General features: G+C 54.8%; 19 protein-coding genes. 11 read left to right on the top strand and 8 right to left on the bottom strand.

The features are described 5' to 3' along the window. Positions 1-134: 134 nt before the first annotated feature. On the bottom strand, positions 135-1811 hold the full coding sequence (locus C6I21_RS15760) for a methyl-accepting chemotaxis protein (RefSeq protein ID WP_105960432.1): 1677 nt from the start codon (positions 1809-1811) through the stop codon (positions 135-137). 404 nt (positions 1812-2215) lie between these two features. Further along, positions 2216-2578 (bottom strand): response regulator, encoded by a 363-nt coding sequence (locus C6I21_RS15755; RefSeq protein WP_105960431.1) that lies wholly within the window; start codon positions 2576-2578, stop codon positions 2216-2218. 224 nt (positions 2579-2802) lie between these two features. Here C6I21_RS15755 and C6I21_RS15750 point away from each other — a divergent pair, with 224 nt between their 5' ends. The 6 genes from C6I21_RS15750 (at position 2803) to C6I21_RS15725 (ending at position 10359) form a co-directional block, all read left to right on the top strand. Then, entirely contained in the window at positions 2803-3498 is a 696-nt protein-coding gene (locus C6I21_RS15750) for a uracil-DNA glycosylase (RefSeq protein ID WP_105960430.1), read from the top strand. Then, on the top strand, positions 3498-4331 hold the full coding sequence (locus C6I21_RS15745; RefSeq protein WP_105960429.1) for an aldo/keto reductase: 834 nt from the start codon (positions 3498-3500) through the stop codon (positions 4329-4331). The genes C6I21_RS15750 and C6I21_RS15745 overlap by 1 nt, the downstream gene beginning before the upstream one ends. Before the next feature lie 39 nt (positions 4332-4370). Beyond that, positions 4371-5240 carry an NAD(P)-dependent oxidoreductase gene (locus C6I21_RS15740; RefSeq protein WP_105960428.1) on the top strand — a complete coding sequence of 290 codons (870 nt, stop codon included), beginning with the start codon at positions 4371-4373 and terminating at the stop codon, positions 5238-5240. Between the two features lie 25 nt (positions 5241-5265). Beyond that, positions 5266-7368 carry a sensor histidine kinase gene (locus tag C6I21_RS15735; protein WP_105960427.1) on the top strand — a complete coding sequence of 701 codons (2103 nt, stop codon included), beginning with the start codon at positions 5266-5268 and terminating at the stop codon, positions 7366-7368. A gap of 52 nt (positions 7369-7420) precedes the next feature. After that, positions 7421-9895, top strand: coding sequence for a M3 family oligoendopeptidase (locus tag C6I21_RS15730; protein ID WP_181186283.1), 2475 nt, complete (start codon positions 7421-7423; stop codon positions 9893-9895). A 146-nt stretch (positions 9896-10041) separates the two neighbouring features. Further along, a complete protein-coding gene (locus tag C6I21_RS15725) occupies positions 10042-10359 on the top strand; it encodes a YwdI family protein (protein ID WP_142393277.1) in 318 nt (105 codons plus the stop codon). Here the strand turns inward: C6I21_RS15725 and C6I21_RS15720 are convergent. Continuing rightward, positions 10356-10979 (bottom strand): GNAT family N-acetyltransferase, encoded by a 624-nt coding sequence (locus C6I21_RS15720; RefSeq protein WP_105960424.1) that lies wholly within the window; start codon positions 10977-10979, stop codon positions 10356-10358. The genes C6I21_RS15725 and C6I21_RS15720 overlap by 4 nt on opposite strands. A 62-nt stretch (positions 10980-11041) precedes the next feature. On the opposite strand from C6I21_RS15720, the gene C6I21_RS15715 reads away from it, so the two are divergent. After that, entirely contained in the window at positions 11042-11413 is a 372-nt protein-coding gene (locus tag C6I21_RS15715) for a DUF423 domain-containing protein (protein ID WP_105960423.1), read from the top strand. Positions 11414-12233: 820 nt separating this feature from the next. Here the strand turns inward: C6I21_RS15715 and hemQ are convergent. The 3 genes from hemQ to C6I21_RS15700 all read right to left on the bottom strand — a co-directional run bounded on the left by hemQ (position 12234) and on the right by C6I21_RS15700 (position 15736). Next, entirely contained in the window at positions 12234-12977 is a 744-nt protein-coding gene (hemQ, locus tag C6I21_RS15710) for a hydrogen peroxide-dependent heme synthase (RefSeq protein ID WP_105960422.1), read from the bottom strand. A 76-nt stretch (positions 12978-13053) separates the two neighbouring features. Continuing rightward, positions 13054-13800, bottom strand: coding sequence for an enoyl-CoA hydratase/isomerase family protein (locus C6I21_RS15705; RefSeq protein ID WP_105960421.1), 747 nt, complete (start codon positions 13798-13800; stop codon positions 13054-13056). Positions 13801-13819: 19 nt separating this feature from the next. Beyond that, on the bottom strand, positions 13820-15736 hold the full coding sequence (locus C6I21_RS15700) for an oxidoreductase (protein ID WP_105960420.1): 1917 nt from the start codon (positions 15734-15736) through the stop codon (positions 13820-13822). Positions 15737-15953: 217 nt separating this feature from the next. Here C6I21_RS15700 and pta point away from each other — a divergent pair, with 217 nt between their 5' ends. Beyond that, complete coding sequence (gene pta, locus C6I21_RS15695) at positions 15954-16934, top strand: phosphate acetyltransferase (RefSeq protein WP_105960419.1); 981 nt, start codon at positions 15954-15956, stop codon at positions 16932-16934. Positions 16935-17597: 663 nt separating this feature from the next. Here the strand turns inward: pta and C6I21_RS15685 are convergent. Both C6I21_RS15685 and C6I21_RS15680 read right to left on the bottom strand, forming a co-directional pair. Continuing rightward, a complete protein-coding gene (locus C6I21_RS15685; RefSeq protein ID WP_105960417.1) occupies positions 17598-18584 on the bottom strand; it encodes a GGDEF domain-containing protein in 987 nt (328 codons plus the stop codon). A 232-nt stretch (positions 18585-18816) separates the two neighbouring features. Beyond that, entirely contained in the window at positions 18817-19710 is an 894-nt protein-coding gene (locus C6I21_RS15680; RefSeq protein WP_105960416.1) for a helix-turn-helix domain-containing protein, read from the bottom strand. Between the two features lie 143 nt (positions 19711-19853). Here C6I21_RS15680 and C6I21_RS15675 point away from each other — a divergent pair, with 143 nt between their 5' ends. From C6I21_RS15675 to C6I21_RS15670, 3 genes are all read left to right on the top strand, one after another. Continuing rightward, complete coding sequence (locus C6I21_RS15675) at positions 19854-20981, top strand: S8 family peptidase (protein ID WP_342587725.1); 1128 nt, start codon at positions 19854-19856, stop codon at positions 20979-20981. A 106-nt stretch (positions 20982-21087) separates the two neighbouring features. Next, a complete protein-coding gene (locus C6I21_RS16820; protein WP_280953461.1) occupies positions 21088-21219 on the top strand; it encodes a hypothetical protein in 132 nt (43 codons plus the stop codon). 168 nt (positions 21220-21387) lie between these two features. Further along, entirely contained in the window at positions 21388-21798 is a 411-nt protein-coding gene (locus tag C6I21_RS15670) for a hypothetical protein (protein WP_105960415.1), read from the top strand. The last annotated feature ends 234 nt before the right edge of the window (positions 21799-22032 follow it).

Genomic DNA, 22032 nt, shown 5'->3' with positions numbered 1-22032 from the left:
ATGGCCGTTAACCTGAGGAAGTACCAGGCTTCCTCAGGTTATTTTGGTCCCTATGATAAGAAAAGGAGAATCGATTCGCGCATCGATTCTCCTTTTTACATGTTTAGAAGGCTTTTGTCTCAGCCTCAAGTTAATTATAAACGGAATTTCTGTACGGCCTGCTGCAGATCTTCGGCCATCGTGCTGAGCGTTTCCGCGGAGGCGGAGATCTCCTCCATCGAGGCATTCTGCTCCTCGGCAGATGCGGCGACGGACTGGGAATTGTCGGAAGCCTGAGCCGCCGTTTCTTTGGAGATGCGGGAGCTGGACTGCATATCGCCGGTGCTTGCCGTAATCTGCTGCACGGCAGCGGATACTTCCTGCACCTGCGCGCTCACGCCGCTGATCGCTTCGTTGATGGATTCAAACGCATTTCCTGCGCTGTCTACATACTCACGGCCCTGCTCGACCGACGTCCGGCCGTTATTGATCGCATGGACGGAGCTTGTGACTCCGGACTGAATTTCTTCAATCAGCGTGCGGATCTGCTGCGCGGAGTCACCAGACTGCTCGGCAAGCTTCCGTACTTCATCTGCCACAACCGCAAAGCCGCGGCCGTGTTCGCCGGCGCGGGCAGCTTCAATCGCTGCATTTAATGCGAGAAGGTTCGTCTGTTCGGCTACATCGGTAATAAGATCAATGATGCTTCCGATGCGCCTCGATTTCTCATCGAGCTCTTCGACACTTGTGGCCGCTTCCTTTGTCGTGCTGTCGATCACGGTCATCTGACGGACGGCATCGCGGATAACGTCCGACCCGCTTCCAGCCTGCTCCGACGTCGACTGGGCCGCTTCATTCACCTGCTCCACGCTCTGCGAAATCTGCGTCATGCCGCTTGAGACGTCTTCAATATTGGCTGACAGGCTGTCAGCAGCGGAAACCTGCTTTTCCGCACCCGCAGACAGTTCCTGAATCGATCCGGTGATGCTCTCCGTCGCACGGCCGGTTTCTTCGGCGCTTGCATTCAGCTGTTCGGCGGACGCCGCCACCTGCTGGGACGTGTCGGAAATCTGTCCGATCAATTCCCGAAGATTGGAGGACATGTCGTTCATGTAGCCTTCCAGCCGGCCGATCTCATCGTTTGACCGGGCAGGAAGCTGATCGACAGAAAGATTTCCGCCGCTGATTTCCCCGGCATTTCTCATGACGCGGTGAATGCTGGAGGATAAGTAGCCGCTGATAAACCAGATAAGCACGCCGCCGACCAGCGCGGCAATAATGCCGGAAATAATATTCGTCATCCCGGCAGAGGCGAGTGCATCATTGGCCGAATCGCCGGCATCCAGCAGGTCCTCCTGAACGGATTCACCAAGTGCTACTGCAGCCATTGCTCCGTCATCACGGAGAACATCGAGCTCTGCGAGGTCCTCTTCAGTGGCACTGCCGGATTCTGCATTCATAAGCGTTTCATCAAACCGGTCGTTGACCTGCACCACTTCCCGAAATAATTCTTCCTGCTCTTCATTGTTCAGATTTGCCTCAAGTGCAGTAAAGTATTCAGCCAGCTGTTCATTCCAGCCGGCGACCCGTTCTTCGTTGTACTCTCCGGTGCGCAGCTCGCTTTCAATCTGCACATACTTTGCACGGATCAGGGAACCGACGTCTGTCGCGACAACCGCCCGTTCCGCACGTCGTTCCAGTGCGTCGATTTCCGAGTCCACGGTGTTAAGTGCAATATAACTGCCTACCATCCCGATGACGAAAACGAGCAGAATGATACCAAAAGTAACGAGCAGCTTCATGCGAAGGGCTAAATTGCGCCAGACGTTCATGTTTCATTCCTCCTGAATCAGCGTTTCAGCTGTCTTATGTAGTTCTTTAAATATACAACGAAATTACTACAAAAACAATGAGTAAATCGTAATCAACCGAAATAACAGCAGAAGTCACAGTCCAAAGTCTTAATTCGAAAAAATCACAGGAGTGGATCCTGAAGAAACGGTAAAAAGCCTGACTTTCTCTTTCGTCCGCAGGGGGAAGTTGTCAGCGGGAGGCAGAACCCCCGTGGCAGTTACGTGGCGATGTTTAAGATTATCATTGCAGTCTTTGCCGAGGGCGTGGCGGTCTGCAGCTGTTGTAAAGGTCTCCACCGCCGGCATCCTTTCCCGGGCCCAGGCAGGAAAGCGCCGTCTCCGCACAAAAAAACCGCCTTCTCAGGCGGTTTCAACGAACGGTATCAGCGGCTGAGTGCCTTTTCGAGTGACTCTTTAATGCGTGCTTCGTCGAACGGTTTTACGATAAAGTCGACCGCGCCTTTTTGTATGGCATCGACGACCATGTTCTGCTGTCCCATTGCCGAGCACATGACGACTTTCGCGTCCGGGTTCGCTGCTTTGATCTTCTCCAGTGCTTCAATGCCGTTCATCTCGGGCATCGTAATGTCCATCGTAACCAGGTCCGGCTTGTGCTCATTGTACAATTCCACTGCCTGCTGTCCGTTTTCTGCCTCGCCGATGACGTCATATCCGGCATCGGTCACCATTTTTTTCAGGGTCATACGCATAAAAGCTGCATCATCAGTAATAAGCAGAGTAGCCATGAGAATAGAGTCCCTCCTCTAAAGGTTATGTATACAGCGGTATTAGGTACAATGTAATGATATATACCGCCATTCACTTTCAAAAGTCCTTCTTATTATGCCATATTTCTAAGTCGAAAGGAAGAGTAACCCCAGAATTATGTCAAAATTGGTATAATAACCGGGAAACGGTTGAACAAACGGCTTCCAGGGAAAGAGAAGAAGAGCGGGAAAGGAGGCCGAGAATGGCAGAAACATTTCACAATGACTGGCAGGAAAAAGTCGGCGGCGAGTTGAAGAAAGAATACTTTGAGGAGCTTCGTGCCTTTCTGCGGGAGGAGTACCGGAATCACAGTATCTATCCTCCGAAAAACGACGTCATGAATGCCTTTCATGCCACGTCGTATGAACAGACGAAAGTCGTCCTGCTCGGACAGGATCCCTATCATGGGAAAGGACAGGCGCACGGCCTCAGTTTTTCGGTGCGTCCCGGCGTCAAGGTGCCGCCGTCGCTCGTCAATATTTACAAAGAGCTGAATGAAGACCTGGGGCACCCTATCCCGGAGCACGGCTGTCTGGAACCATGGGCGGAAGAAGGAGTTCTGATGATGAACACGGTCCTCACCGTACGGGAAAAAGAACCACACTCCCATAGGGGAAGAGGCTGGGAGACGTTTACGAACGAAGTCATTGACGTACTTAACAAACGGGAGGAACCGGTCATCTTCCTCCTATGGGGAAAGCCGGCGCAGCACAAAATGGAGCGGATTGACACGGAAAAACACCACGTGCTCACCTCCCCGCATCCAAGCCCGTTTTCTGCAAACAAAGGCTTTTTTGGCAGCCGCCCGTTTTCCAGAATCAATGAGATCCTCAAATCACAAGGACAGGAACCGATCAACTGGGAACTCCCGGTAACCTGGAAAGGAGAGAACGACTAATGACATCCATCAAAGACACGGTAAAACTGCACAATGGCGTCCGTATGCCGAAACTCGGCCTCGGCGTCTACAAAGCCGAAGCAGGGGACGAAGTCGAGACAGCTGTGAAAACGGCGCTTGATACCGGGTACCGGAGCATTGACACAGCGGCGTTTTACGACAACGAGGAAAGCGTCGGAAACGCACTGAGACAGACATCCGTACCGAGAAAAGACATTTTCGTTACGACGAAAGTGTGGAATGACCAGCAGGGGTATGCGGAAACGATGAAAGCTTTTGCAGAGAGCCGGGAAAAACTCGGTCTCGACGTGATCGATCTGTACTTAATCCACTGGCCGGTCGGAACCCTCTATCCGGAGACGTGGCGTGCGATGGAGGAGCTGTACGAAGATGGGCATGTGCGCGCGATCGGCGTCAGCAACTTCAAGATCCATCATTTAAAAGCGCTGCAGAAAGCGTCGAAAATCAAGCCGATGGTCAATCAGGTGGAATTTCATCCATGGCTGTACCAGGAGGATCTGCTGAAGTACTGCCGGAAGGAAAAAATTCAGCTGGAGGCGTGGAGCCCGCTCACCCGCGGGAAAAAGCTCGACCACCCGGTGCTCCTCGATATTGCGAAAAATCATGGTAAAACACCGGCGCAGGTCATTATCCGATGGGATCTGCAGCATGACATCGTCACGATTCCGAAATCCGTCACACCGGAGCGGATCTGTGAAAACGCCGCCGTGTATGACTTTGAACTGACAAAAGCCGAAATGAAAACGCTCGATGCGTTAAACGAAGATCTCCGTTTCGGCAAAGATCCCGACGAGTTTTCCCGCGAAGGCTGAGAGAGAGAACAGTTCACGTGAAGAGAGGGGAATGGTACGATGAAGAAAGCAGGTTTTATCGGAACGGGTGTCATGGGGAGTGCGATGGCCGGTCATTTAATGGACGCCGGCTTTGAGGTGCATATCTATACCCGCACGAAGAAGAAAGCCGAACCGCTCCTGGAAAAAGGCGCGGTCTGGCAGGAGGATCCCGCCTCCCTCACGAAAGCAGTGGACGCCGTTCTGACGATGGTCGGCTATCCGGAGGACGTAAGAGACATTTACTTCGGTGAAAACGGCATTCTCGACAACGGAAGAGAAGGAACGCTGCTCGTCGATCTTACGACGTCGCGTCCGGATCTCGCCGAACAAATTGCCGAAGAGGCGTCGAAGCGCGGCATGCACGCCGTGGATGCCCCGGTTTCCGGCGGGGACGTCGGGGCAGAGGAAGGAACGCTCGCCGTCATGTCCGGTGGAACGAAAAAGGCCTTTTCGCTTGCGGAACCGCTGTTTCACGCGTTCGGACGCCGCATTGAATATATGGGCGGACCCGGGGCCGGTCAGCTGACGAAAGCCGCCAATCAGATTGCCATTGCCGGGACGATGATGGGCGTCAGTGAATCACTCGCCTTTGCCAAAGAATCCGGACTCGACCCGGATCAGGTGCTTTCTGTCATCGAAACCGGAGCAGCCGGAAGCTTTTCCATGTCCAAGCTTGGGCCGAGGATGCTCTCCGGAGATAATGAACCCGGCTTTTACATTAAACATTTCGTCAAAGACATGCGCATTGCGATTGAAACTGCGCGTGAACTGGATCTCGATCTGCCGGGACTCGAACAGGCGGAAAAGCTGTACACAAAGCTGATGCAGGAAGGCTGGGAGGACGCCGGGACCCAGGCACTGTTTCAATATTACGTGAAAAACCGCTGACAGCGGGGGAAAGGGGGACGCCGGATTGGTTCATCGATTACGCTGGAAGCTGTTTGCGTTCATGCTTCTAGTTTCGTTCGTTCCGATGCTTCTCGTCGGTGTCCTCGGATATACCGCCCAGAAAGAGGAACTGCAGGCGCAGGCGGAAGAAACGCTCGTGCATCAGAATGAGCGGCTGACAGATGAGCTTGCGCGCCATCTGGAGGAACGGTTCCAGGACGCGGAGTACCTGGCACAGAATCCGGTCATCCGCGACCCGCTCACACTCGAAGCGCAGTATAAAAGCGAATTGTCCCGTTTTCTTGACGTGCACCCGATGTACCGGGATGTGTTTGTCATCAATACGAACGGGATCATTATCGCCGACATCCACAGTAGGCTCCGGAGTCAGGACGTCCGCGACCGCCCGTGGTTTGACGACGTGCTGGAAGGCGAAGGAAGCATTTCGAGCGTCTACCGCTCCCCACTTCTGCAGGAGCCCGTCATGGTCATGGCCGTGCCGGTGTTCGATAACAGCGGAAGCTTCAAGCGCATTCTGCTCCCGGCATTTGATATGGAGCAGTTCCACGAAGAAATGACCGCCTTTATGGAAATGGACGACAACGCCTGGGAAGCATCAAGTTTTCTATTAAATGAAGACGGGGATATCATCACCCACCGCGACCCGGATCAGATTCTGGATGAAAACTTCCTTCAGGAAAGCGGCGTCACGCAGCAGCAGCTCGAAGCGAGCAGCGAAAATGGCACCATCGTCCACCGGGAGGATGGCCAGGTGCTCGCTTTTTCCCGGATCCCGTCCTTTTCCGGATTCGATCAGACATGGTATGTCGGTGTAGAAGCAGGAGAGTCCGCCTTCAGTGAGCCGCTCAGCAACCTGCTCCGCCAGTATCTCGTCCTGTTCGGCATCGTCCTGATCGCGCTGTTTGCTGCCGTCCTGTGGCTGTCGCGAAGACTCGAGCACCCCGTTGCCCAGCTCGTGGACAAAGCCGGCATCGTTGAACGCGGAGGTACATATGAAAAGGAATTCCGCGGAAGCTACCGGGAAATCGACGATTTGAACCGGGCCTTCGACGCGATGGCGGAAAAGCTGTCCGCGAGAGAACAGTTCCACCGCCGGTCCACGCTCGTGCTGGAATCCACCGACAACGGCGTGTTTGCCTTTGAACGGGAGAGCGGGAGGATCACGCTCTGGAACCGCCGCTGCCGGGAGATGTTTCAGCAGCAGGCACCGCGGACGATCGGTGATCTCGCCCAGCGTTCCAGTGCGTTCGCAGATATCAAGCCGTACTTAACGTTCACAAGGGAACCTTTGAGCCGCGAGCTCCAGCTCGAGGAGGACGGGGTGCAGCGTCACTTTCTTATCTCCATGGCACCGCTCGAGCAGACCGGGGAGGATGAATGGCTCGTCCTGTTCTTTGATCTGACAGACAAGCGGCGGGTGGAGCGGGAGATGATCCGCTCCGAGCGGCTGAAAGTCGTCGCCCAGATGGCCGCGGGTTTCGCCCATGAAGTACGGAACCCGCTCACGACGATCCGCGGCTTCATCCAGCTCGCCCACCAGAACAATGCACCGATCAGCCGGGAGTACTATGAGCTGGTGATCGGCGAGATCGACCGCGTCAACAAAATTATAAAAGAGCTTTTAAAAACAGCGGATCCCGACCCGGAGGTGGAGGAAGGGAAGGTGGATCTGCACCAGGTCGTCCGGGACGTCGTAACGCTTCAGGAATCACAGCTCCGGGCCCACCAGGTCTCCTGGCGCGTGCAGCTGGATGACAGCGATGCGTTTGTCTGGGCGGATAAAAACAAATTAAAGCAGGTGCTCGTCAACCTCGTCCAGAACAGCATGGAGGCAATGACGGACGGTGGGACGATGACGATTACGACGCTCACAGCCGAAAACGGCAGCGTCATCACGATTCAGGACACCGGCATCGGCATGGATGAAAAGACGATCGAGCGGCTCGGTACCCCGTTTTTCACGAACAAGGAAACGGGCACCGGTCTCGGCCTGACGATGAGCTACCGGCTCATACAGGAAATGAACGGATCGGTCGATGTGGATTCCGCGCCCGGTCAGGGAACAACTTTCACGATTTATCTTCCGCATTACAGGGAAACAGGGTAGAAGCATAAAAAATATTGAGCGCGATCGACTATACTTATTTAGAGGTGATTGCATGGCACAGGCACTTGTAGCCGGCGCGACCGGCCTGATCGGACGTCATTTGACAGAAAAACTGCTGGAGAGCGGACTGTATGATCACATTCACGTCCTTACCCGCAGAAGAACGCCGTTTTTTGAAGAAGAAAACGTCACCGAACACATTGTTTCCTTTGAAGAACTCGACGAACAGTCATCACTGTTCGAAGGCATCGATGATGTCTTTATTGCGCTCGGTACGACGATGCGCAAAATGAGATCGCGCGAAGGATTTATGCAGGTGGATTACCACTACCCGGTCCGCATTGCAGAAACGGCCGGAAAAGCCGGCCTGCAGCGGCTGTTTGTCGTGTCCGCCATGGGAGCGGACCGGGAAGCACCTGTTTTCTACAGCCAGGTGAAGGGCAGCATGGAGGAGAGCCTGATGACGCTCGACCTTCCGGCGCTGCACATCATCCGCCCGTCTCTCATTACCGGAGACCGGTATGAATTCCGTCTCGGCGAAAAGTCCGCCGATCTGTTGACGAAGCCGGTCCGCGGGCTGATGGACGGACGTCTTGTGAAATACAAGCCGATTCCGGCCGAAGCGGTGGCGGAAGCGATGGCGGCCATTGCCTCCATCGACAGCCGCGGGCTGCATATATACGAAAACGAAGACCTGCATGCGATCCACCGCTCGCTCCATCCGGCGTCGAAAAAGAAAGCCGGCAGGTACAGCCAGCAGTGGAACCTGGATTCGATTTTTAAAGGCGGCAGTGAATCGAAGCAGTTCAGCCAGTTTCTCGTGAATACAGAGACGGATCTTTCCACGCTGAAATTAAAGCTGGATAAACTCCGCCAAAAAGAAACGCCGGATATTGACGGCTGGGTGCAGGCCGTGGAGCGGATGCAGATGATCCGCATGAAAGTCGGCGAAGTAAGCGCGTTTGTCGCCTGTCTGAAAGCGCAGGATGTTACGGACAAAGAAGCTGATCTTCTCGGCGGCAAGACGAAAGAGCTCGCCTCCACCTACGGGCAGCTGCAGTCGATCGTCGACGAAGCACTGCTTTCGATGACCGATGCGCAGTGGGAAGAGCTGATGAAGCACGATGAAATGAAGGAAATTGAATTCAACCTGGAAGAGCGCCGCAGGCTTGCGGAAGAAAAGCTTCCGGCAGATAAAGAGCAGCTCATCCAGCAGCTGTCGGTCGACGGCTACCACGCCTGGGGAGATCTGTACGATCAGATCGTCGGACGCATGCGTGTCGTCATCCGGGAGAAAGGCCGCAGAAAAGAGCTGTCCGTCGGGCAGGCGGCGAACCGTCTCTCCGATAAAAACCGCGGCGTCCGCCGTCAGGTGCACGATAAATTTGAAGCTGCGTGGGACGAAGAGGCCGACCTGTTCGCCTCCACGCTGAACCACCTTGCCGGCTACCGCCTCGCCGTGTACGAAGCGCGCGGATGGGAAAACGTGCTCAAGGAACCGCTTCAGATCAACCGCATGAAGCAGGAAACGCTTGATACGATGTGGGAGACGATCGAAAAGAACAAAGATGCGTTCGTCGGCTACCTGCACCGGAAGGCAGAACTTCTCGGCGTGGACAAGCTCGCCATCTATGATCTGGAAGCGCCGATTTCCAAAAAAGTGCCGCAGGTGAGCTACGATGATGCAGCCGACATGATCATGAATCAGTTCGGCCGCTTCAGTCCGAAAATGGCCGATTTCGCAAAAACGGCGTTTGAGGAACAGTGGATCGAAGCGGAAGACCGTGACGGCAAGCGTCCGGGCGGCTTCTGCACGAGCTTTCCGATCCGCGAGCAGTCGCGTATTTTCATGACGTATGACGGCTCGGCATCAAACGTGGCGACGCTGGCCCACGAACTCGGCCACGCCTACCACCAGCACGTCATGAACGACCTGCCGCAGCTGTCGCAGAACTATGCGATGAACGTAGCGGAAACGGCGTCGACGTTTGCAGAAATGATCGTGGCTGACGCGTCGGTGAAGCAGGCGGACACAAAAGAGGAGAAAATTCAGCTGCTTGACGACAAGCTGAACCGGAGCATCGCGTTCTTTATGAACATCCACTCCCGCTTCCTGTTTGAGACGCGGTTTTACGAAGAGCGCAAGAGCGGTCTCGTCAGCAAAAAACGCCTGAACGAACTGATGGTGGAGGCACAGCGCGAAGCGTACCGCGACTCGCTCAGTGAATACTCGCCGACGTTCTGGGCGTCCAAGCTGCACTTCCATATTACCGGCGTGCCGTTCTACAACTTCCCGTACACGTTCGGCTACCTGTTCAGCATGGGGATTTACGCGCGTGCTGCGGAAGAAGGCGCTTCGTTTGAAGATGATTACACCGCCCTTCTGCGCGACACCGGCCGCATGGACGTCGAGGATCTTGCCGAAAAGCACTTTGGGGTGGATCTGACGAAGCCGGAATTCTGGCAGAAAGCGATCGATGTCGTGAAAGAGGACGTGCGCACGTTTATGGAACTGACGGAGAAGTAATCCTGGTTCTCAAGCCGCTGGACGGGGTAACCCGCCGGCGGCTTCTTTCTGGCCGGAACGCAGTTGTTCAGCGGACGGTCACAGACTCCGCCTTTTGTAAGCGGCAGGAACAAGGTACAATGGAAGCAGGAAAGGAGTGTCTTCTCATGGATATTCCAGCAAAGCTGGTAGTTGAAAAAATGGAGCACGAACTCGCGCAGCTGAAAGCTTCGCTTGAAGGGAGCGGCAGCGATCACCGGAATCATGCCCAGGCACTGAAAACGTACTGTGATCTGCTGCTGGATTCCCGCCATACCGGCACGTATTATAAAGCAGAAGCGGTGCAGCACGCCTCCGTATCCGACGTGCGTCCGGCACCGGAAAAAACGGCCGCGCCGAAAGCGCAGCCGCAGGAAAACAAAAAGCCGGATACAATTTACGATGAGGGGAACGAGCCGAAAAGCGACAGTCTGTTTGACTTTTAGCGGTTCCGCCGCGGCGTGCCGTCCGGAGGATACCACTCCACCTGTACGCCGTAATGGCCGGATTCTTCATCGTCGAGGTAGTCCGGCACAATATCGGTAACCGTCAGGCCCTGCCGGATCATAAAGCTCAGCACCGGGTCTTTTTTCTTGCCGGACGCGACCGCTTCGACGTAGCTTTCCACATCCATGCCGCTCTCCGCGAATCCGGGGATCCGGCATACAGCTGCATAGCGGCGGAGACCGAGCTTCTGGACGAGTTCTTTTCGCGCCGTGTAGAGCGCATCAGCTGCGCCGCGGCCCCGGTACGCCGGACGCACGCACACATCAATGCCGTACAGTGTATCACCGTCCGGCTGGTGGGTGCCGCGGATCATCCCGTTGTCTGAGATTTCCGCCCACGTATGCCATCCGTCCAGATTCGTACGGAGCGCTGTGGCTGAAGCCGCCGGCTCTCCATCAACAAAGGCGATCATCGCGCCTTCCGGGAACGTCTCCACATGTGCGGCAATTTCCTCCCGGGACCACCACAGATCCTCCGGAAACGGGGGAGGGAACGCTTCTTGTTGAATCAGGAGCAGGCCCTCGTAGTCATCCAGTGTATACGAACGCACCGTCACCATGTCTCATCATCCTCTCTTCAGGGGTCTGCTTCTACTATAACCGCAGGAAAGGAAATCAATCCATGAAAATCATGTTAATGCTCGGAGCAGCAGCCGCATTTCTCGCCGTCGCCATCGGAGCCTTCGGCGCGCACGCACTCGCTGCCCGTCTCGAAGCGAACAACTACACCGCCACCTTTGAAACCGGCGTTCAGTATCATATGTTCCATGCCTTAGCCATCGTCGGCACCGCCTTACTCAGTCAGCACCTTTCTTCCAGCGGACTCGTTACCGGAGCTGCCTGGTCGTTTGCTGCAGGTATCGTCATCTTCTCCGGAAGTCTGTACGTACTGAGCCTGACAGGTATCAAAATCTTAGGCGCCATTACTCCGATCGGAGGCGTCGCCTTCCTTGCCGGCTGGGTGCTTCTTTTCATCGCAGCACTGGCCGAATAGAAGAACGTATGCAGACGCTCCGGATCCGGGGTGTCTGTTTTTGAAAGTACAAGAAAGTATAAAGTTCGAAGCCTCTTTCGAGCAGGGAGGCCAAGCGTTACAGCATTGCAATGTTCTGTTCCATGCACCGTTTGTTTCTGTTGATGGAGCTTCTCCGCTATCCGGCAGAAGCTTGCCGTGGGCTTGTCTTCAGCTATTTCTCATGGCCTGCGCCCTGAGAAAGGATCTTCAGACTGCGTTTCATCCCACTGGCGTCCCTGCCGAACGCTCCGAAGCGTAGTAAAATAGAGATGAAATACAGAGTCTCCGTACCAGGAACGAAATGTATAAGGCAAAATTGATCCTTCCTACGCAACTGGATGACAGCAATTTCTATACAGAAAGGGCCGCTCCTATCAAGCGTTTCTTTTCTAGCTGCCGAAACCGGAGGTCGTCGACTCCGGGAGGATCCGAACGAGGCGAAAATCCATTCCTTCAGACGAAAGGAAGAAGGAATTAGTTGAGCCCGTTCCCTCCGGAACGCGTACGGCTGCAGGTGCAGGCAGAAAGCGGGAACCTATTCAACAAATCTCACTTTTTTTTGATGTTGACCGTTGCTGGTGGTCCGCAGAGCTCCATTTCTGGTCCGGCGTTTTCCGAATGACATCAAAACAGCCGTCTGTAAACAGCTGACCCGTCAATCACCGCGGGCCGACCCCGCCCGCCATCTGACCGGAGCCGAAGTGGATTCCGGAAAGACTGCCGCACGTCCCGCCGGTATTCTGTCTCTTCATAATAAGAAAAAGCTGACTCCCCGAAGGAATCAGCTTTTTTGTCTTTCCTATACCGCAAAGAACGGATCGATTTCGTCTTTTTCCATCGTCTGGCCGACGTAGAACGTGCCGAACTCGCCGTAGCGCGCGCTCACTTCATCAAAGCGCATCTCGTAGACGAGTTTTTTGAATTCGAGGACGTCGTGGGCAAACAGGGTCACGCCCCATTCCCAGTCGTCAAAACCGACGGAGCCGGAGATAATCTGGCGGACACGTCCGGCATACTGCCGTCCGATCATGCCGTGGCTGCGCATCATCTGGGAGCGTTCCTCCATCGACAGCATGTACCAGTTGTCATTGCCCTGGCGGCGCTTATCCATTGGATAGAAGCAGATGTACTTCCACTTCGGCAGGATCGGCCGCAGGCGTGCCTGAATTTCCGGATCCTCCGCCGGATCTTTTTCCGCCGGCAGGTAGTTGCTCAGCTCAACGACCGAAACGTAGGAGTACGCCGGTGTTGTGAATTCTGCGAGGCGCGTTTTGTTGAACGCCGTTTCAATTTCCATCAGCTCGTCCATCGTCGGACGGAGCCAGAAGAACATGATATCCGCTTTCTGTCCGAGGATCGAATACAGGCCGTGGCTTCCTTCCAGATCTGACTGCACCTGCTCCCATCCGGAGAGAAGCTGCTTGAACTCGTCTAAAATCGAGCCGCGCTCCTCGTCACTAAGCTTCTTCCATTCTTTCCAGTTGATCGTGCGGAAATCGTGGTAGCAATACCACCCATCCAACGTTTTTGCTGGTTCTGCCATGATTGTCACTCCATTCATCAGTCATTCATTCCACCGCTTATTATACTAGCCGCGGTGGAAAAAACCAAACGGAGTGTCAGCGGGAGCGCTGGACGAAAGCCTGAACGGCTTCCACGTGCCGCCGGGAGCGGCCGGCTTTGCGCTGGGCGCGCACTTCTGCCTCCAGTACATCTTCCAGCGGCTGCTCCATGCCGAGGCGCATGTTTTCCTTCATGAGCCCGTAGGCCGGAAGCGGTGCCTGGGCCAGCTGCTGCAGAAACTGCTCCGGCACATCCGGTGAAAGTCCCGTAACGAGCCCGGCCTGAACAGCTTCCTCTGGAGAAATGCGCCGTCCGGAAGCGAAATCAAGCGCCCGGCCGTATCCGACGATCCGCGGCAGAAAGTAGGAGGCGCCAGCATCCGGAACGAGTCCGATCTGCAGGAAGCTGAGAGCCGCGTAAGCTTCCGGGTGCATCCAGCGGAAATCACACGCAAGTGCGATGCTGAGTCCGGCACCGACGGCCGGCCCGTTTAAGTAGGCGGCGGTCGGCTTATCGAGCCGGTCCAGCAGCAGAAGCAGCCGGTTGTACGTTTCATCGAGGTACGTGCCGTGGTCAAACGACGCCATGTCCTCGAGCGGAATGCTTTTTAAGTCGGCGCCGCTGGAAAACGACCCGCCGCTTCCCGTCAGCAGGATGACGCGGACATCGGTATCTTCATGCGCCTTCGAAAACGCCCGGTACAGCTCTTCGTGCATGGCTGTGTTGATTGCATTTTTCACTTCCGGACGGTTCATGCGGATGACGGCCGTGCCTTCATGGACTTCATATTCTACGGTACTCATCGTTCATTCCTCCATTTCGTTAAAGGGCTCTCGCTGTCACGGCACCATCGTAGATCGCTTTTTTCGCATCGAGGCCGAGCGCATCGGCCGCGCCGCCGATAATGTGCACCTTGTGCCCGGCAGAACGGAGCGCTTCGGAAAGCGACGTGTTCATTTCCTGACCGGCTGCGGTAATGACGGTATCGGCCGGCAGGAGAACCGGCGCTCCGTCCTTTGTCACATGCACGCCCTGTTCATCGATCCGGTCATACTGATCGATGCCGCCGAAGAGCTGAATATTCCGCTCCCGAAGCTCCATGAGCGTCGCCCACCGCGTCGTTTTTCCGATGCCGCGGGCAAACGAGCGACCGCGCTGCACAAGGGTGATATCGCCGACGCCTTCTGCGTGAAGGAACAGTGCCAGGTCGCAGGCGATCCCGCCGCCTCCGAGAATCACGGTACGCCCGTGGACATCTGCCGTGCCGTCGAATACCGCCTTGTAGGATACTGCCCGGTCAATTCCCGGAATATCCGGCGTTCTCGGGATAATACCGGAAGCGGTTACAATTTCATCCGCCCAGTCGAGAAGCGGATCCGCTGCGTCAATCCGCGTGGAGAGCCGGATATCCACACCGAGCCGGGTGAGCTCCACGTTGAAATAGCGGAGCGTTTCGTAAAATTCCTGTTTCCCGGGAATCCGCTTCGAGTAATTCAGCTGACCGCCGATTTCCTTCCGCTCATCGACGAGAACGACGTGATGGCCGCGCAGTGCCGCCATCCGTGCCGTCTCCATGCCCGCAGGTCCGGCTCCGATGACGAGTACGTTTTTCGCCGTTTCCGCCGGGATGAACGGCAGATCCAGCTCACGGCCGGCTTCCGGATTCACGAGACAGCTCGCCGGTTTCCCTTCAAACACATGATCCAGGCACGCCTGGTTGCACGCAATGCACGTATTGATCTGCTCATAGCGGTCTGTCTGCGCCTTCGCCAGAATATCCGGATCCGCGAGAAACGGCCGCGCCATCGATATCATCTGCACCGCTCCGCGCGAAAGCACCTTCTCCGCGTCCCGCGGATCGTTGATGCGGTTACTCGCAATGACAGGAATATCGACAGCTCCGGCAATCTGTTCCGCGACCGGCACGAACGTCATGCGCGGCACTTTCATCGAGATCGTCGGCACCTTGGATTCATGCCAGCCGATGCCGATATTCAGCGCATCCGCGCCGTTTTCTGCGAGCTTCTCCGCCCATAAAAGCGTCTCTTCCTCTGTCGTACTTCCTTCGATCAAATCAAGTCCCGACATACGAAAAAGCACCGGGTAATCGTCCGGAACGGCGCTTCTCACTGCACGGAGAACCTCCAGCGGGAAGCGGAGTCGTTTCTCAAATGTGCCGCCCCACGCATCGCCGCGCCGGTTGGTGACAGGGGAGACGAACTCGTTGATGAGGTAGCCTTCCGAGCCCATAATCTCCACGGCGTCGAAGCCGGCCTCCCGTGCGCGCCGGGCGCCGTCGGCAAATGCCTGAATCGTCCGTTCGATATCCGCCTCGGTCATCGCCTCCGGTACGTCCGGATTGATCGGCGCCTGCAGGGCGGAAGGGGCCTTCGACGGGAGACCGGTCATCGCCGGATACGCATAGCGCCCCGCATGAAACAGCTGCAGCGCAATCGCACCGCCCTCCGCATGCACCGCGTCGGTTACCGGCAGCCACCGCTCTGCCTCCTCTTCTTTATAAATCGTCATAAAATCCTCGCCGCCGCCGCTCCCCTCCGGAACAACCGCCGCACCTCCGGTCACAATCAGCCCTGCGCCGCCCGCTGCACGACGCCGGTAAAACTCCGCAAGCCGCTCCACGCCGCGGTCCATTCCCTCCAGACCGACGTGCATCGACCCCATCATCACACGGCACCGCAGCCGCAGCGAATTAATCTCGATCGGTGTAAATAACTCCATCATAGACCCTCCCAGGAAAACGACGGTTTCTAAACGTGCACCGCCGCCAGTAAATGACTGAATGTTCATTCATTATTGCCAGTATACCGCAGATTCTTTCATGCGTCAGTACCATTCTGAAAATTAGAACTTTCCGAAGTAACCCTTTTCATCGTTTTTCATTTCGCGCAAAAAGGGGTATGCTTGCTGTAACGGTATTTTTAGAGGAGGAATTAGTGTGAACGATATGTTTACAGGAATCGCCCAGCAGGTGAAAGAAGCGAACCCGGCCATCGTTTTTCCGGAAGGTAATGATGAGCGGATTTTAGAAGCAGCGGTACGTCTCCAGGCAGACGGCATCCTGCAGCCTATTCTCGTCGGCAAAACTGCCGATGTCCTGGCGAAAGCAAAAGAAATCGGGCTCGACGGCTCCGGTCTCACGGTGCTGGACCCCGATAACTACGATGCGTTCGATGAGCTCGTCGATGCGTTTGTTGAGCGCCGAAAAGGTAAGAACACGAAAGAGGAAGCAGCAGAAATTCTGAAAACGCCGAACTACTTCGGCACGATGCTCGTCCACACCGGCCGCGCAGCCGGACTCGTGAGCGGGGCGGCGCATTCCACTGGGGACACCGTCCGTCCGGCGCTTCAGATCATTAAGACGAAAGAAGGCGTAAAGAAAACGTCCGGCGTCTTCGTCATGGTGAAAAACGACGAGCGCTATATTTTCGGCGACTGTGCGATCAACATTAACCCGGACAGCAATGATCTCGCGGAAACGGCTGTGGAAGCAGCGAAAACCGCGAAAGTGTTCGGCATCGATCCGAAAGTTGCCATGCTCAGCTTCTCGACGAAAGGTTCCGCTGTAAGCGGCGAAACCGAGCGGGTTGTGGAAGCGACGAAGCTGGCGCAGGAAAAAGCGCCGGAGCTGAACATCGACGGCGAATTCCAGTTTGACGCTGCGTTTGTACCGAGCGTTGCGGCGAAAAAGGCACCGGACTCTCCATTAAACGGGGAAGCGAACACGTTCATCTTCCCGAGTCTGGAAGCCGGAAACATCGGCTACAAAATTGCCCAGCGTCTCGGCGGATACGAGGCGATCGGCCCGATCCTGCAGGGACTGAACAAACCGGTCAACGACCTCTCCCGCGGCTGCAGCCAGGAAGACGTCTACAAGCTGGCACTGATCACAGCCATGCAGAGCCTGCAGAACGATTAATATTTTACAGAGAGCGCTCCTTTTGGGGGCGTTCTTTTTTTGTAGACTTTACGCTTTTTTGGGAGGCGCTGCGAGGCGGAACACTGCGCAGCCGTGGCGTTCAGCCGCTTAAAGCGGCTTGGACTATTCGATCGGAGCGAGAGCCGGCCCCTTCATTGTGGGACTGAAAGAAGCCGTTGTCGGAGCGGAAGCCCTCGAAGGGAGACAAAACGGTCCAGTTGTATGGCTCGCCCCGGCCGCCGGATCGTTCTTAAACATGCCTGGCCATCTTACACGAAAGAAAGTTCCTTCAATCGGGATAAACCATTCCTTTCAGCAGAACCATCACCGGTAACCGCGGGCGGAAAGGCGCCCGCCCCCTGCCCGAAGCGGGAAACGGACCTTTTTGGAAAGCAGCGGACGTTTTTCGGGAGAAGTGAACGTTTTGGGAGGAGTAGTGATACGTTTTGACAGAAGCGGACGCCGGGACGTGTGTTACGGACGTGCAGCCGCCGTTACTGAACGTACAGCAGTCAGTTGTGATACATCCCCTGCAGAGAAGCGGACCTTTTCTGAAGACAGGGCAGGTCGGCTGCTTTTATTCCGGCAGAAAGAACAGAAAAAAGCTTCCGCGGCGTGTCAGCGGAAGCTTTTTTAAACGAAACGTTGGAAATCATCAAGCGGCTATGAGGAAAGCTCGGCCCAGTGCAGCCGGGCTTTTCCGTTGGTTTTGCTCTGATAGAGGGCGTTGTCTGCGCAGGAAAAGGAGTGGTACGGCGGATCGGCGAGTGCACACGCGCCGCCGGAGACGGAGAGTGCCATGCCTGGGTAAGTCAATCGGGCAAACCGCTTCAGAATCCGCTGGAACAGCGCGTTTGTTTCCGGCACCGTCGCTTCCGGCAGGTACAATAAAAACTCCTCGCCGCCCCAGCGGGAAGCTGTGCCTTCCGGGGGCATTTCCTGTTGAATAATACCGGCAAGCGACTGGAGAATTTCATCGCCGGCCGGATGACCGTACGTATCATTCACTTTTTTGAAATCGTCTATGTCGAGAAGAAGCAGCTTACCGGAGGTGCGCTCTTTCAACAAAGATGTCATGGCACGGCGGTTGCAGAGACCGGTCAGCATATCGAAAAACGCCATCCGGTTCAGCTCGCCGAGCAGCTCCTGGTTCCGCTTAAAATATTGATAAAACACGTAAAACGAAAAGCCGGCCATAGCTGCGGCGTTCAGTCCGAAAAAGATGGTCAGCGCGCTGTAGGACAGCGCCCCGGTATCTGGAGGCGGCAGGAATACGCACGCGCTGAACGCGAGCGCTGAGATGGGGATGACAACCATCATCTCCTTTTTCGAAAACGAAACCAGGCCGAAGATGGGATAAATAAATATGTACAAATAAAAGCCGCTGTAGGAACCGAGCGTAAAGGAAGCGGCGGCCAAATGCAGCAGCATCTGCAGAAAAATGAGCAGACTTGCCATTTTTGTGCGACGGGTCAAACCGGTAAGCCGGAGCAGCAGAAGTACGGCGCCGCCGGCGGTATTGAGCAGTCCGAGAACCGGAAGTCCGAGGGCGTAAAACAGCACGCCCATGATGATATACGTGCCGATAATGCCCGGAAGCATGCGGTGGATATCTTTGTATGTAAATTTATACTGCATGGATGTCTGCATGGGGGCACTCTCCCTCAGGATGAAATAGGCATACAACTTAATGCCTATATCATACCTCTTTATACAGGAAAAACATAGAAATAAAGCCTGTACAGGACTGATTTCACGTCTATAGTCCCGTGAAAAACCCCAGAGAGTTAAATATATGAAGCACCATGTCAATTAGTAAACTAATACAAATATTCCGAAAATTCCTTGTGGAAGGGGAGAATCCCCCTTACGATAAACGTACTCAGGAGGACAAATAAGCGGCTTTATGCTTCCAGACGAGCCGGCTGTACTGTTTTTTCTCGAGCAGCTCAAAGAACAGCAGCGCCCGCTGGTAGCATTCGCTGATTTCCTCCGTGGGTGCCCCCATCCGTTCCAGGCATTCCCCGCGGTAATGGTACAGCTGGCCGAGCAGCGACATGTTTTCCTGCTCGATCGACCGCCTGATCCCCCCGGCGATCACGTCCAGTGCTTCCGCGGGGCGCCCGGAATCAAACAGTGTTTTCGCTTTGTTGTACATGACCCGGATAAGGAAAACATCCTGATCCACCTCGTAGATCGGGCCGCCTGGAGGCGTGAAGCTTTCCAGAATCTTATCGTAGTAGTACAGACTCTGCTCGGTATTCCGGTCGATCGCGTACAGGTAGGCAAGGGAGTTCATGACCCGGATGTGCAGATGATGGCGGCGCAGTTCCATATCGGACTCTTTTTCCAGCATCCCCCGGAGAACGGCGATCGTCTTCCGCACGGCCCAGCTGCCGCTGTGAAAGTGGCTGATCGCTTCAAACCAGTCCAGGTAGTATCCCATGGAGCGGCTGACGTCATGCGTGTTCCGGAATTCGGTGATTTCTTCAATCACCTGGTCGTGCTTCCGCTCCCGGGCTGCGTGTTCAATCGTGTCGACAAAAGCGACCTGATCCGGATACCCGGGCTCTAAAAAAACATCCGCTAAATAAGCAAAGGAGGTGTCGAGCCGGAGCGCCAGATAATACAACGTGTCGACTTTGGGCAGCACTGCCCCTTTTTCCATCTGAGAAATGGCACCCTGGGTACAGATGCCTTTCCCCAGCTGACGCTGGGAGAGTCCTTTCGCCATTCTGAGTTCCGCAATTTTGGCACCGAGTCGTTTTCCATCCATAGCACGTGACCTCCCTTTCTTCTACGTTCTACTGTAGCGCAGAAGAAGACAGGGACAAAGGAATATGGGAAGACCCTGCAGCTTATTTCCAATAAAGTCCCATAGATAGCAGGAGAATACTACTATAATAGAGGAGTCGATGAATGATGAAAAAAACAGCAGCACTCAGTTTCTTTGCCGTCGCCGTGATGATCCCGGGAATTGCCGCCGCCGACAGCGGAGAGGAGAATGAATACTTAATCCAGTTCGACGGTCCGTCCGAAAAAGGTCTGCTTCAGGCATTCGGCGTCGAGGGAGATGATATTCTCCATGAATACAATGAACTGCCGGTATACTTAGTGGAATTAAACGACGGTCAGGCAGAGGATCTGGAAAATCATCCGCATGTCGTTTCCTTGGAGGAAAATGCGGAAGTGCAGGCGCTGAACCAGGAGGAGCCATATGGCATCGGCCAGATTCAGTCGGATGAGGCCTACGAACTCGGCGTGGACGGTGCGGGCATGAATGTTGCCGTACTGGATACAGGAATTGACGCGTCCCACGAAGACCTGGAAGGAAATGTCGTGGACGGCTACTCGGTTTTTACCGACTCGGAAAACAGCGATCCGTATATGGATGGGAATGGGCATGGCACACACGTGGCCGGCACGGTGGCAGCGGTCGATAATGACCTCGGCGTCATCGGTGCTGCACCGGAAGCAGATCTGTTTGCGGTGAAAGTGCTCGATAACGACGGCAGCGGTTCGCTCGCCGGCATTGCCGAAGGGCTGGAATGGTCCGTGCAGAACGATATCGACATCATTAACATGAGCCTCGGCGGTTCCACCGGCTCGTCCATTCTGGAAGAGTTTACGGATCTTGCCTACGACGAAGGCGCGCTTGTCGTCGCAGCAGCCGGTAACAGCGGAAGCGGATATGGTTTCTTTAACACAGTCGGCTATCCGGCGCGGTACGATTCAGCAATGGCCGTCGCAGCCGTCGATGAAAACAATCAGCGAGCAAGCTTCTCAAGCACTGGTGCGGAAGTAGAAATTGCCGCTCCTGGTGTCGGCGTAGTCAGTACGGTACCCGGCAATGACTATGCTGCGCTTGACGGCACATCCATGGCCTCCCCGCACGTAGCCGGTGCAGCAGCGCAGGTATGGCAGGCCAAGCCGGAGCTTACGAACGAGGAGCTCCGCGCGCTGTTGAATGAAACTGCAGAGACACTCGATTCCACCTACTACACAGGCAACGGCCTGATCCAGGTGCAGGATGCGATCGACTGGTAAAATTTAGTGATTAGTATACTAATATCTTTTTCGGATTCTGCTCTTGTTTCAAGGGAGAAAAAGAACTAGACTGAACATCACAGAAAACAGGAAGGGGGAGAACCACATGCGGATTTTTGTTATTGCAGCGCTGTTGCTCGCGTTCGCCGGCACCGGAACAGCAGGTGCAGCCGACACTGTCGAAACGACGTCCGAGTTCACAACGCAGAATCAGCTCGTGCTTCCTTACGAAGACTAATTATTCCCCATACCGTGTGTAAAAGAAGCTGCCCCTGCCGCCCCCCTGCGGCAGGGGCAGCATTCATTTTAGGAAGCTCCATGCTGGAAGGAGGTGATTGGGGTGAAGTGAAAGCACGGGTTCATCATTCTATTTTCCGGAGGATTGTGTATAGGATGCAGTGACAACGTGGATCCTTCTTCTACACCAGAAACGAAGGAAGGGATTGTATATTCGGCTATTGAAGCAGTCGAAGAAGCACAAGAGAGAGATTTGGAGCAGGGGAAACAAAGGGACCGGAATGTAGAAGCCTTTAGTGAGCTATATCCTCCAGCAAGCGGAAATATTCCGGAGTTTCCTTCAGAGACCATCGCGGAGAATTATGACCTGCTTTATGAGAAATCTGTGGAAGAAGGCAGGGCTTTAAGTAGAAGCAGATATTCTTACGAGTTAGTTGAAACAGAGAATGACGATTTTTTACTTTTTCAAGTGGGGACATATCCGATAGATGGAGAATATTCTATTCTAGGTGTGCACGAAGTTCCACAGGAAGTGGTATCTTATTTTGAGCGCATTCATTCAAGTAATCAAGAGGAATGATCTGCTCCTTCTTAAGAGGATAAGAAAACAAAAAAATGATGCGGCAGTCTGGTTCCGATATTCATCGGTGCCGGGCTTTTTTCATTTTGTCTGAAAGCAGACGGGATTTTGACACTCCCACCCCTAAAGGGGCAAGCTCTACACCTTACGGTGTGAAGAGTGGGATTCTTGAATGATTAAGCGTTCGCAGTCCATTTCTGTTTTGAACAAACTTCAAGGTTAGGGTGTGTCATC

The organism is Alkalicoccus urumqiensis (assembly GCF_002993335.1).
In the GTDB taxonomy this organism is placed as follows: domain Bacteria; phylum Bacillota; class Bacilli; order Bacillales; family Salisediminibacteriaceae; genus Alkalicoccus; species Alkalicoccus urumqiensis.
Note: the sequence above shows the minus strand (reverse complement) of the source record. Positions and strands in the feature narration are given on the sequence as shown.